This window comes from Nocardia sp. BMG51109, assembly GCF_000526215.1.
In the GTDB taxonomy this organism is placed as follows: Bacteria; Actinomycetota; Actinomycetes; order Mycobacteriales; family Mycobacteriaceae; genus Nocardia.
Genome location: NZ_JAFQ01000004.1, coordinates 5,518,546 through 5,530,521, shown reverse-complemented (window position 1 = coordinate 5,530,521; position 11,976 = coordinate 5,518,546). Strand labels below are relative to the sequence as shown.

The following is an 11,976-nucleotide window of genomic DNA, read 5'->3' as shown; positions in this document are numbered from 1 at the left end:
CAGGCCCCCTCATTCGGTGTTCCGCATCGGTGATTGCCGTTCCGCTGTGTCGTTGGCGGGGTTGTCGGTGAGCAGGCGGCGCAGGCCGTAGACGCCTGCTCCGGCGGCGACGACCGCCGCGCCGGTGAGCGCGGCCGACAGCGGCAGGGTGAGCGCGAGGGTGAGGCAGCCGAGCAGGCCGAGGACCGGAATCACCCGTGGGGGCCGGTTCTCCGCGCGGGTGAGTGTCCAGGCCGCCGCGTTGGCGACGGCGTAATACAGCAGCACACCGAACGAGGAGAAGCCGATCGCCGCCCGCAGATCGGCAGTCGCCGCGACCACAGCGACCACGGCGCCGACGGCGATCTCGGCGCGATGCGGCACCCGGTAGCGGGGATGCACGGCCGCCAGCGGCCGCGGTAGGTGCCGGTCGCGGGCCATGGCCAGGGTCGTGCGGGACACGCCGAGGATCAACGCGAGCAGCGAACCGAGAGCGGCCACCGCGGCGCCGGCCCGCACCACCGGTTCCAGCCGGCCCACGCCCGCCGCTGCGACCACCTCCGACAGCGGAGCGGTCGCGGCAGCGAGGCGCTGCGGTCCGAGTACCAGCAGGGCGGCGACCGCGACGACCGCGTACACGCCGAGCGTGACGACCAGGGCGATCGGGATGGCGCGCGGGATGGTGCGGGCCGGGTCGCGGACCTCCTCACCGAGGGTGGCGATACGCGCATACCCGGCGAAGGCGAAGAACAGCAGCCCCGCCGCCTGCAGCACCCCCGCCACCGTGACATCGGAGCCCAGGTCGAGGAAGCCGGTGTCGGCGGTGCCCGACCCGAACGCGACCACGGTCACGGCGGCCAGCACGGCCAGCACGACCGCGACGATCAGCCGGGTCAGCCACGCCGATTTCTGCACCCCGGCGTAGTTCACCACGGTCAGCGCGACCACCGTCGCGGCAGCGACCGCGTGCGCATACTGCGGCCAGGCATACAGGCCGACGGTGAGTGCCATCGCCGCACACGAGGCGGTCTTGCCGACCACGAACGCCCACCCCGCCAGGTAGCCCCAGAATTCGCCGAGCCGTTCCCGCCCATACACATAGGTGCCGCCGGACGCCGGGTAGCGTGCGGCCAGCCGCGCCGACGACGTCGCATTGCAATAAGCGACCACCGCCGCGACCGCCAGCCCGATCAACAATCCCGACCCGGCCGCGCGGGCAGCGGGAGCGAGGGCGGCGAAGATCCCGGCACCGATCATCGCCCCCAGCCCGATCACGACCGCGTCGCCGACACCGAGACGGCGGGCCAACCGCCCCGCCTCTCCTGCGGGCGGGGTGCTGGTTCGGGCGGAGTCGGGCACCGGCACTTCTCCTATCGCCTTCCGATATCGGATGACGATATCCTCTACCTCGGCCGACCACCAAGCTCGAACGATTTCGGCTCGGGTGATCGCACCGGCGCGTGCACGGCGGCCTCCCCGTCCGACGACGAGCCGGGCCGGTCAGCCGCGAGCCGGGAGCAACTCGGCAACCAGATCCTCGACGAGCTTGCGGATCTGATCACGGATCGGCCGCACCGCCTCCACCCCGAGACCGGCCGGGTCGTCGAGAACCCAATCGCGATACTCCACACCCGGAAAATACGGGCAGGCATCCCCGCAACCCATCGTGATCACCACATCCGATGCCTGCACCGCGTCGGGAGCGAGGATCTTCGGGGCCTGGGCGGTGAGGTCGATCCCGACCTCGCGCATGGCCTCGACCGCGGCCGGATTGATCGACTCCGCCGGCGCCGACCCCGCCGAGCGCACCTCGACCCGATCCCCAGCCAGATGCGTGAGGAACCCGTAGGCCATCTGGGAGCGGCCCGCGTTGTGGACGCACACGAACAACACACTCGGCTTCACCGAGTCACCGGGTGTGGGAGTCATTGCGCGGCAGGCCCTTCCGGATCGGGGAGGTCGAGTTCGGTGAGCAGGATCCGCACGCGGCCCTCGATGTGGTCACGGATCCCGCGCACGAGATCGGCGTGCGCGAGCGGGTTGCCGGTCATGACGGGGCTCCGGAGGGTTCGGTCGCGGATGTGGTGGCGGGGAAGCGTTTTCGCAGCGCGAGGGACACGTAGACCAGGCCGACCAGGACCGGCACCTCGATCAGCGGGCCCACCACCCCCGCCAGGGCCTGGCCGGACGCGGCGCCGTAGGTGGCGATCGCGACCGCGATCGCGAGTTCGAAGTTGTTGCCCGCCGCCGTGAACGCCATCGTCGTTGTCCGTGCATACCCGAGCCGCATCACAACGCCGAGCAGGTAGCCGCCGCCCCACATGAGCGCGAAGTAGATCAGCAGCGGGAACGCGATGCGTATCACGTCGAGCGGTCGGGAAGTGATCTGCTCGCCCTGCAACGCGAACAGGATCACGATCGTGAACAGCAACCCGTACAACGCCCACGGCCCCAGCCGGGGCAGCAGTGTGGACTCGTACCAGGTGCGGCCCTTCGCGCGCTCGCCGAGGCGGCGGGTGAGGAACCCGGCCAGCAGCGGGATACCGAGGAAGATCAGCACCGATTTCGCGATCTGCCACGGGGAGGTATCGATCGTGGTCTGTTCCAGGCCGAGCCAGCCGGGCAGCACGGACAGGTAAAACCAGCCCAGCACGGCGAACATGATCACCTGGAACACCGAGTTCAGCGCCACCAGCACGGCGGCGGCCTCGCGGTCCCCGCAGGCGAGGTCGTTCCAGATGATCACCATCGCAATACATCTCGCGAGACCGACGATGATCAGCCCGGTGCGGTACTCGGGCAGGTCCGGCAGCAACAACCACGCGAGCGCGAACATCAGCGCCGGGCCGATCACCCAGTTCAGGATCAGCGAGCCCAGTAGCAGGCCGCGGTCGCCGGTCACCGAATCGAGGCGGTCGTAGCGCACTTTCGCCAGCACCGGATACATCATCACCAGCAACCCGACCGCGATCGGCAGCGAAATCCCCTCCACCTCAACAGCACTCAGCGCATCACCCAAGCCAGGGACCAGACGCCCGAGCAGCAGGCCCGCGGCCATCGCCGCGCCGATCCACACCGGCAGGAACCGGTCCAGCGTCGACAGCTTCCCGACCACCGCAGGATGCTCAGCAGTCGTGGTCACGCGGTCACCCCCAGCCCGGCCTCGGCCGCCAACACGTCCGACAACCGTCGCAGCGCGGCGGGAACCACCCGGTAGTACACCCACGACGCCCGCCGCTCACTGGTCAGCACACCGGCCTCACGCAGCACCTTCAGATGATGGGAGATCGTCGGCTGGGATACCTCGAGACCGTCGGACACGTCGCACACGCACGCCTCCTGCCCCGCACGAGCCGCGATAGCCGACAGCAACCGCAACCGCACCGGATCCGACAACGCTTTGAACACCCCCGCCAGATCCTCCGCATCCGCCGCGGTCAACGGCTGACGGACCAGTGGCCCCGGGTCGCAAACTCCGGTCACAGTGAGGGGCAACCTCGGTTTAGACATGCCTCGATATTGATCGATATCGAATCCGATGGCAAACGAACATTCGGTGAACCGGCGCATACCCAGTCCACCCCGCACGGAAAGGGCACCCGGGCCGAAGTTTTCGTAGGCGCTGCCTACGCCTCGTCGCGTGCTCGTCATCGGATGGCCGTTCAGTGTCACGGGTCGGCGGGCGGCTGTCGATAATGGGTGCGTGACGAGCGGAGACGTGTGGAAACCCGGGGATCCCGACCTGGGCGAGGTTCAGCGTCGGCATCGGCAGGCCACCTACGAGGCGAACCCGGAAATATACGGGCAGGCACCGTCGCAGACCGCGGTGCAGGCTGCCGGGGCGTTCGGAGCGGCCGGAGCACACCGGGTCCTCGAGTTGGGTGCGGCCGCGACACCCTGTATCTGGCCCGAGCGGGATTCGCTGTTCACGCAACGGATTTCAGTGAGACGGGACTGCGGCAGTTACGCGCTCGTGCCGAGGCCTCGCCGATGTCACCACCGAGACGGTGGACGTCCGGCAGTCGTTGCCGCTGCCGAGCGAGTCGGTGGACGCGGTGTATGCCCGCATGCTGCTGTGCACGGCACTGTCGACCGCCGAGATCCGCGCCCTGGTCGCGGAGATCCGGCGTGTACTGCGGCCCGGCGGTGTCCTGTTCTACACCGTCCGCCACACCGGAGACGCACACTACGGTGCCGGCATCGACCACGGCGACGACAGCTACGAGCACAGCGGATTCGCGGTGCACTTCTTCTCCCGGCGCCTCGTCGACGACCTCGCCGCCGACTGGAAACCGCAGCAGCTCAGCGAGTTCGAGGTGGAACAGGTAGTCGGTCGCAGCAGTCGCAGGCGTGCCCGGCCCGCTGTCGTTCACCGGTCACGAACGTGGCGGGTGCGGGGCAGCACGTGTCGCCGCGCCAGGCGTTGATGCCTTCCCTGAGGGCGATCGCGGCGATCACGAGAGCGGCGATCGGGTCGGCCCACGACCATCCGAACAGGCTGTTGAGCAACAGTCCGATGAACAGCACGGCCGACAGGTAGGTGCACAGCAGGGTCTGTTTGGAGTCGGCGACCGCGGACGCGGAGCCGAGTTCGCGTCCCGCGCGGCGCTGAGCGGCCGACAAAACCGGCATGATCACCAAACTGGCCGCGGCCACACCGATTCCGATCGGAGAGGGCTCGGCTTCGCCGACGCCGAGCAGCCCGCGGACCGAGTCGACGGTGACATAGGCGGCGAGGGCGAAGAACGAGAACGCGATGATCCGCAGCGCGATCTTCTCTCGTGCCTCAGGGTCGCGGCCGACGAACTGCCATGCCACCGCCGCCGCGGAGGACACCTCGATCACCGAGTCCAGGCCGAACCCGATCAACGCGGTCGACGACACCCGCGCGCCTTCGGCGAGGGCGATGCTCGCCTCGACGACGTTGTAGGAGATGGTGGCGGCGACGAACCAGCGGATCCGCCGCGCCAGCAGCGCCCGCCGCTGTGCCGACGGGCCCGCCGGCGGAACGGCCGAGGGCGACGGCATCCCGAGCGGCGCGGACATCAGCAGCATCCTTCCGAGTCGGCAGTCGGGCAGCAGGCCGGATCGACGGCCAGCACCAGCCCGAGCAGGTCGCCGAGGGCGGCGGCGATGCGGTGGTCGGCAAGTTCGTAGCGGCTGCGCCGCCCTTCCGGAACCGCGACAACCAGGCCGCAACCACGAAGACAGGCAAGGTGATTCGACAGAATCTGCCGCGACACCCCGATCTGCTCGGCCAGCTCCGACGGATACGCCGGACCGGCACGAAGGCTCAGCAGGATCTGAGTGCGGGTCGCGTCCGACAACGCGTGCCCGAAGCGGGCCAGCGCGTCACGCTGCAACACGGCTTCCACCAACCGAATAATACAGATTCCAGTGTATTCATCAATATCTGGACTGTGCGTGGAACCAACCCTGGCTCCCTGAGTTACTGTCCCGTCCTGCTGATCGTGAGGCAGATTGCCGAATGCCAGGGCCGAACGGTGATCGACGATCTGCTCACGGCCTGATCCGCGGTCTCCCGGCCCACGGTAATTCGGTGGCTGCACTCCAGCGCGACAACTAGTTTCGGGCCGTGGCCTATGAACATCCGCTGGCGTATGTGCTGGGACTGGAAGGGATCGCGCTGCTGCGCGCATTCGCGGGGGAACACGACCGGGACTTCGTCGACGCGCGCATCGCCGAGATCCGGCGGGTACTGGCCGACCACGCATTCGAGGGTGTGGACGTCGAACACCTGAGCACCGTCGACGGCTACCGGATCTGGTCCGCGACCTACGACAATCCCGATAATCCGGCGTTCGATTTCGACGAGGGGATCGTTCGCGCGGTCGCGGGCACTGTGCCGCACGGTGTCGCGCTCGATGCCGCGTGCGGCACCGGGCGGGTCGCGGCAATGCTGGCGGACTGCGGGCACCGGGTCATCGGCGTCGACAATTCGGCGGAAATGCTCGCCCACGCGGAAAAGCGCTTGCCGCGAGCCGACTTCAGGCCCGGCGAGCTGCAACAGCTACCCGTCGAGACCGACGGCGTCGACGTGGTGGTGTGCTCATTGGCCCTTACCCACGTGCCGGACCTGGCGCCCGTTTTCGGCGAGTTCGCCCGTGTGCTCCGGCCCGGTGGCCATCTGGTGATCGCGGACATCCACCCCGAACAGGTTGCGCGCAGCCGAGTCCCTGCCATCCGCGGCGCCGACGGAGCGGCCGGACGGGTGCGGTCCTACCACCACCGCACCGGCGACTACGTGCGCGCCGGTATTGATGCAGGCCTAGCCATCCGGAGCTGCGACGAGCCCGTCACTGCCTCGCCCCTCCGCGACCGGACCGCCGACCCGGGCCCGTGGGAAGCCTGGCCCTGGTCACTCGACCTTCTCGCGCCGGAGGCGGCCCACGCCGCACACCTCGGCGTTCCATCGATGATCCTGTGGCACTGGCAGGCACCGGCGACCACTGCCCTCGACTCGGCCAACGCCTCCACTCGCCGACGGCCGGGACCGCGGCGATCGACGATGTAGGCCCCGACCACACGAGACGAATTCGGCAACTGCCTCGATTCACCGGGACTGCCGCATGATCAACGAGATCGGACAGTTACCGCAACCCGAGCACTACCCTTGGCCCGGAAGCCTTCCGCCCCTGGGGTTCCCACTGAGATCGAGCACCGAGTCGGCGTCTGTCTCGTCAGCGATGCCGATGTAGAGGTCCAGATCCTCGCGATCACCCTCGAACTCGTCGACATGCTCGATCCACGGGTAGCGCGCGGACAATGCGCCCCTACCCTGGGTATGTCACGACAGGAGCCGCCCATGACAAAGCAACGCCATCTGCATCTGAACCTGGTAGCCAACGACCTCAACTTGCACCAGGGAGCCTACAAATACGAACGGGCGCAGGGCGTTCCCGAACGCAGCACCTTCGAGCGCCTGCTCGAGTACGGCGCGTTCGGCGACGAGGGTCTGTTCACCGCCTTGTTCGTCGGCGACATCCCCGGCATGCAGGGGTCCCCGGCATTCGACGGCGGACCGGCCGAGCCCATCACCGCACTGACCGCGATCTCCCAGCACACCGAGCACGTCGGCCTGATCGCGACGGCGTCGACGACCTTCTACGACCCGTACAACCTGGCCCGGCTGCTGGCCTCGCTCGACCAGGTCTCCGACGGCCGCGCCGGATACAACGCGGTCACCTCGGTGATCGATCGGTTCGCGCTGAACTACAGCCTGCACGACCATCTGGATCGCGCGGCGCGCTATCAACGCGCCGACGAGTTCCTTCAGGTCCTGCGAGCATTGTGGGACAACCGAGCGATGCGCCGCGATCCCGACGGCCGCACCCGGTTCCACGCCGAACCGATCGACCACCGGGGCAACCTGTTTCAGGTCTCCGGACCACTCAACATCGCGCCCAGCCGACAGCACCGGCCGCTCATCGCGCAGGCCGGCGGGTCGGGTCCCGGTATCGCAGTCGCCGCCAAACACGCCGAGATGGTCTTCACCAACTCCTCCACCCGCGCGAGCGCCGCGGCCTACCGCGAGGCACTGGACAAGGCGCTCGTCGAACAGGGCCGGACCCCGGGCTCGGTTCCGGCCGTCCCCGGTCTCATCCCCTACCTCGGCCGGACCGCGCAAGAGGCCGAGGAGAAATTGCGGGAACTGGACAGTCACGTCGATTGGGAACCGCTCGCCCCATTCGCGCTGGGACAGTTCGGCATCGACATTCCGCTCGACGACATCACCGAGCCGTTCCCCACCCATCTGCTACCGCGCCCGGAAGACGTCGAGGAGACGATCAAGAGCACCTTCGGCAACTACGTCGGGCTCTACAACTGGATTCAGGAGCGCCCCGATGTCACCGTGCGCGAGGTCGTCGCACAGGCGGTCGGCCGCGGCGGCGCGACGCACCGCAAATTCGTAGGCACCTACGACGACCTCGTCGACGACTTCGCGGCCTGGCACGACGACGGCAACGTCGGCGGTTTCAACCTCATGTTCGCAGCGGGTTCGACAGCCATCCGGGAGTTCATCGACGAGGTCGTGCCCCGCCTCATCGACCGCGGCATCTATCCCAGCACCCCCACCGATCTCCCGCTGCGTGAACGATTCCGAGACTGATCCGCAACGGCCCGAGATCATCTCGGGGTTTCGGTCGGTGCGGGCCCCGGCAGCGCCCGAGGTCTAGACAACCTTGGCGGCGATCAACAGGTTCCAGATCTCGCCTTGGTCGACGACCTCGACACCCAGTTTCTCCGCCTTGGCCAGCTTGCTCTCGCCGACCCCCGCACCGGTGACGAGCAGGTCGGTGTTCGCCGACACCGAGGACGCTGCCGTCGCGCCCGCCTTCTCACACAGGCGCTGGAACGTCGGGCGAGCGACCTTCTCGCCGGAGCGTGGGTCGCTGAGAGCGCCGGTGATCACCACGGTCTTGCCTGCCAAGGGCGCACCGGCCGCGACGACCGGTGGCAGATCCTCCTCGCGCACGTCCAGACAGACGCCCGCCGCGCGCAGCCGTTCCAGTTCCGGGCGCAGGCGGGTCAGGTGCTCGACCAGGGAGGCAGCGACCTTCGGTCCGATGTCTTCCACCGCCACGAGCCGTTCCTCGCCCGCGTCGGCGACCTCCTCCAGAGAACCGAATCCCGCCCGGGCCAGGCGGGCGGCGGTGCCGTCGGAGGCCATCGGGATCGCCAGGCCGATCAACGCGCGGCGCAGGCCGACCCGGCGACTCGCCTCGATCGAGTCGATCATGCGGGCGGCCGACACCTCGCCGATCCGGTCGAACTCGAGCAGGCGCTCCCTGGTCAGCGTGTAGAAGTCCGACGGGTTCTCCAGGATGCCCGCCTCGGCCAGGCGTTCTATCCACACCTGCCCGATGGCGTCGATATCCGCCGCGGCCCGCGACGCCCAGTGGATCAGCCTCCGCACCGTCTGCGCCGGACAGGAGACGTTGGTGCAGAACAGTTCCCGGCTGTTGCCCTGCTCGGTCACCGGCTGCCCGCACGACGGGCAGACGGCGGGCGGCACGATCTCACGCTCCTCGCCCGTGCGCCGGGAAGCATCGAGCACACCGGCCACGAACGGGATCACGTCGCCCGCGCGCCGCACCAGTACCGTGTCACCGACCTTGATGTCGCGGGCGCGGATCACCTCCTGGTTGGCCAGTGTCGCCTTCGTGACCGTCGTGCCGCCCACGAACACCGGCTCCAGCCACGCGACCGGAACGATCTTGCCCGTCTTGCCGACGTCCCACACCACCTCGGCCAGCACCGTGGTCTTCTCCTCAGCGGCGAACTTGAACGCCAGCGCACCCCGCGGGGAACTCGACCGAGTCCCGGCCGCCGCGTAGGCATCACGATCGGCCAGCCGCAGCACGGCGCCGTCGATGTCGTAATCCAGCTCGTTGCGGCCCTGCTCGATCGCGGCGATCGCCGCCTGCGCCCGCTCCGCGTCGGCACAGTGCCACATGTGCGCACCTTCGATCCCCAACGCCCGCAGCCCCTCCTGCAGGTCGACCGCCGCACCGCCCGCAGAGGCTTCCAGGTCGAAGCCGAAGAACTGCAAGCGGCGCTCGGACACCGTGGCCGGATCCTTCGCGCGCAGCGTGCCCGCTGCGGCGTTGCGCGGATTGATCAGCGGCTTGTCCGGGTGCGTGGTGTTGTAGGCAGCGAAGGTCGAACGCAGCATCACCGCCTCACCACGCACCTCCACCCGCCCCGGGACGCCGATCCGCTCGGGAACGCCATCGACCAACGCGCGGACCAGCACCGTCACATCGTCACCGGTGCTGCCGTCACCCCGGGTCACGGCACGCACCAGCCGGCCCTCCTCGAACACCAACGCCAGCGACAACCCGTCGAGCTTCGGCATCACCACCACCGACTGGCCGGGAAAACGGCCGAAGAACGCCACGACCTGCTCCGGCTCGGTGGCCTTCTCGAGCGACAACATCGGACGCGAGTGCCGGATCGGGGCGTGCAGCACCGCGGGCGCGCCGACCTGCTCCAGCGGATTCGGGTCCGGCGTGAGGTCGGGGTGCGCCTCGACCAGACCACGCAGCTCGTCTTCGATCGCGTCGTACTCGGCGTCCGCGACCAGCGGCGAGCCCCGATAGTAGGCATCGCGCAGCGCCACGACACGGTCCGCGAGCTCCCGGATACGTTCCCCAGTCTCCACAGCACGTGACGCTACCGAAACCCACCGACACCCCAGGCGACACCACGTATCCGCCCACAACGGTTCCGAGGGGACAGTCGAGCCTGTTGCTGCGTCGGGTTCCGGCGTGTGCCGCAGTCGGAGCCACCGACGAGCGGCCACCACCGCGATGGTCACCGGCCACAAGCCGACGAGAACGACGTGTGCGGCGACGAACCCACCGCTACACGGCCCTGCCGCACCTCGGGTTCGCCCCGGTGGACCGAGCCCGCCTCCCTGCCGGTGCCTCGCTGCGCCGGACGAGCACGGAACTCTCGAATCTGTTGCGCGAACTGGCATTTTATGCCCAGTCCGGCGGGCCGATAGCGTCGGATGCATGGACTGGAGTTATCGGTCGGCCGAAGCGCTTTCGGCTGCGTTGCGCGCTGGTGAAGTGAGCTCGGTGGAGCTGACCGAGGAGACGATCGCTCGTATCGAGCGGGACGACAAGGCGATCAACGCGATCTGCGTGCCGGACTTCGACCGTGCGCGGGCCGCCGCACGCCGGGCCGACGAGGCGCGCGCCCGCGGCGAGGACCGGCCGCTACTCGGAATTCCGGTGACGGTCAAAGAGTCCTACAACATCGCCGGGCTGCCCACTACCTGGGGTATGCCGCAGTACGAGGACTATGTGCCGACCGAGGACGCGGTGCAGGTGGCGCGGTTGAAGGCGGCCGGCGCCGTGGTGCTCGGTAAGACCAATGTGCCGTTGATGCTGAAGGATTGGCAGACCTTCAACGAGATCTACGGCACCACCAACAACCCGTGGGATCTCGATCGCACGCCGGGCGGATCCTCCGGTGGATCGGCGGCGGCCCTGGCGGCCGGATTCGGCGCGCTGTCCCTCGGCTCCGACCTCGCGGGTTCGTTGCGCACACCCGCGCATTTCTGCGGCATCTACGCACACAAACCGACCTTCGGGCTGGTGGCGGCACGCGGTATGGTCCCGCCGCCCGCGCCGGCCTTGCCGGCCGAAGGCGACCTCGCCGTCGTCGGCCCGATGGCCCGAACCGCTCGCGACCTCACGCTGCTGCTGGACGTGATGGCGGGCCCGGATCCCCTGACCCTCGGCGTCGCGTTCGACCTGGCGCTGCCGGCCGCGCGTCATCTAGAGCTCCGCGACTTCCGGGTCCTGGTCCTCGACGAGCATCCGCTCCTTCCCACCGGTTCCGCCGTGCGGGCCGCGGTGAACCGCGTCGCCGATGCGCTCGCCGCCGCCGGCGCCCGCGTCGAACGGCACAGTCCACTGTTGCCCGACCTGACCGAGGCCGCCACGCTCTACACGCAGTTGATGGTTTCGAGCGTCGCCGCGAGTTTTCCCGCGGAGAGATACGAACAGCTGCGGGCCGCCGCGGCCGGACTCGACGCCGAGGACCGGAGCCGCGACGCGGCATGGTTGCGTGGCACGGTGTTCAGTCACCGCGACTGGATCGAGGCCAACAACCGTCGCGAGCTGCACCGCCACGGCTGGCGGCAGCTCTTCGCCGAGTTCGACGCCGTGGTGTGCCCGATCACGCCGACTCCCGCGTTCCCACACGACCACACCCCCGACGCGCGGGAACAGCGAATCGACACCGACGGCGTCGCGTACCCATACGGCGACCAGATGGTCTGGCCCGGTGTGGCGACCATGCCCGGCCTTCCCGCCACCGCCATACCCGCGGGCCGGTCCCCCGAAGGCCTGCCGGTGGGGGTGCAGCTGATCGGCCCGATGTTCGAGGACCGCACGCCGCTGCGGCTGGCCGAACTGCTCGAGCAGAACATCGGCGGCTTCGAGATACCCAGGTAGGGCG

Annotated in this window: 11 protein-coding genes and 1 pseudogene; 4 read left to right on the top strand and 8 right to left on the bottom strand. The window is 68.9% G+C overall.

From position 1 onward, the window contains the following. Window positions 1-9: 9 nt before the first annotated feature. The 5 genes from D892_RS0126485 to D892_RS0126465 form a co-directional block, all read right to left on the bottom strand. Window positions 10-1,287, bottom strand: a complete 1,278-nt coding sequence (locus D892_RS0126485) for an APC family permease (RefSeq protein WP_051499903.1) — start codon at window positions 1,285-1,287, stop codon at window positions 10-12. A 192-nt stretch (window positions 1,288-1,479) separates the two neighbouring features. After that, window positions 1,480-1,908 carry an arsenate reductase ArsC gene (locus D892_RS0126480; RefSeq protein ID WP_024804129.1) on the bottom strand — a complete coding sequence of 143 codons (429 nt, stop codon included), beginning with the start codon at window positions 1,906-1,908 and terminating at the stop codon, window positions 1,480-1,482. Beyond that, complete coding sequence (locus D892_RS49240; RefSeq protein ID WP_255360251.1) at window positions 1,905-2,030, bottom strand: hypothetical protein; 126 nt, start codon at window positions 2,028-2,030, stop codon at window positions 1,905-1,907. The genes D892_RS0126480 and D892_RS49240 overlap by 4 nt, the downstream gene beginning before the upstream one ends. Continuing rightward, window positions 2,027-3,121 (bottom strand): ACR3 family arsenite efflux transporter, encoded by a 1,095-nt coding sequence (gene arsB / locus D892_RS0126470; RefSeq protein WP_024804128.1) that lies wholly within the window; start codon window positions 3,119-3,121, stop codon window positions 2,027-2,029. The genes D892_RS49240 and arsB overlap by 4 nt, the downstream gene beginning before the upstream one ends. Continuing rightward, window positions 3,118-3,489, bottom strand: coding sequence for a helix-turn-helix transcriptional regulator (locus tag D892_RS0126465; RefSeq protein ID WP_024804127.1), 372 nt, complete (start codon window positions 3,487-3,489; stop codon window positions 3,118-3,120). Before D892_RS0126465 ends, arsB begins: the two co-directional genes overlap by 4 nt. Before the next feature lie 497 nt (window positions 3,490-3,986). Here D892_RS0126465 and D892_RS48785 point away from each other — a divergent pair. After that, window positions 3,987-4,076: pseudogene (locus D892_RS48785) on the top strand (methyltransferase domain-containing selenoprotein MduS); the annotation flags it as partial. Between the two features lie 205 nt (window positions 4,077-4,281). Here D892_RS48785 and D892_RS0126460 read toward each other — a convergent pair. Then, window positions 4,282-5,025 carry a cation transporter gene (locus D892_RS0126460; protein ID WP_024804126.1) on the bottom strand — a complete coding sequence of 248 codons (744 nt, stop codon included), beginning with the start codon at window positions 5,023-5,025 and terminating at the stop codon, window positions 4,282-4,284. After that, complete coding sequence (locus D892_RS0126455; RefSeq protein ID WP_024804125.1) at window positions 5,025-5,354, bottom strand: helix-turn-helix transcriptional regulator; 330 nt, start codon at window positions 5,352-5,354, stop codon at window positions 5,025-5,027. Before D892_RS0126455 ends, D892_RS0126460 begins: the two co-directional genes overlap by 1 nt. Window positions 5,355-5,575: 221 nt before the next feature. Between D892_RS0126455 and D892_RS0126450 the strand changes: the two genes are divergently transcribed. Both D892_RS0126450 and D892_RS0126440 read left to right on the top strand, forming a co-directional pair. Beyond that, entirely contained in the window at window positions 5,576-6,514 is a 939-nt protein-coding gene (locus D892_RS0126450; RefSeq protein ID WP_024804124.1) for a class I SAM-dependent methyltransferase, read from the top strand. A 291-nt stretch (window positions 6,515-6,805) separates the two neighbouring features. Then, window positions 6,806-8,110: an NtaA/DmoA family FMN-dependent monooxygenase gene (locus D892_RS0126440; protein ID WP_024804123.1), complete on the top strand. Its 1,305-nt coding sequence runs from the start codon at window positions 6,806-6,808 to the stop codon at window positions 8,108-8,110. A gap of 63 nt (window positions 8,111-8,173) precedes the next feature. On the opposite strand, the gene ligA is transcribed toward D892_RS0126440, so the two are convergent. Beyond that, a complete protein-coding gene (gene ligA, locus D892_RS0126435; protein WP_024804122.1) occupies window positions 8,174-10,165 on the bottom strand; it encodes an NAD-dependent DNA ligase LigA in 1,992 nt (663 codons plus the stop codon). A gap of 355 nt (window positions 10,166-10,520) precedes the next feature. Here ligA and D892_RS0126430 point away from each other — a divergent pair, with 355 nt between their 5' ends. Continuing rightward, complete coding sequence (locus D892_RS0126430) at window positions 10,521-11,972, top strand: amidase (protein WP_024804121.1); 1,452 nt, start codon at window positions 10,521-10,523, stop codon at window positions 11,970-11,972. The last annotated feature ends 4 nt before the right edge of the window (window positions 11,973-11,976 follow it).

Excerpts from the sequence above, each read along its gene's own strand:
- D892_RS0126480 (WP_024804129.1), bottom strand. The coding sequence starts at position 1,908 with ATGACTCCCACACCCGGTGACTCGGTGAAGCCGAGTGTGTTGTTCGTG.
- D892_RS49240 (WP_255360251.1), bottom strand. The coding sequence starts at position 2,030 with ATGACCGGCAACCCGCTCGCGCACGCCGATCTCGTGCGCGGGATCCGT.
- D892_RS0126465 (WP_024804127.1), bottom strand. The coding sequence starts at position 3,489 with ATGTCTAAACCGAGGTTGCCCCTCACTGTGACCGGAGTTTGCGACCCG.
- D892_RS0126460 (WP_024804126.1), bottom strand. The coding sequence starts at position 5,025 with ATGTCCGCGCCGCTCGGGATGCCGTCGCCCTCGGCCGTTCCGCCGGCG.
- D892_RS0126440 (WP_024804123.1), top strand. The coding sequence starts at position 6,806 with ATGACAAAGCAACGCCATCTGCATCTGAACCTGGTAGCCAACGACCTC.
- D892_RS0126430 (WP_024804121.1), top strand. The coding sequence starts at position 10,521 with ATGGACTGGAGTTATCGGTCGGCCGAAGCGCTTTCGGCTGCGTTGCGC.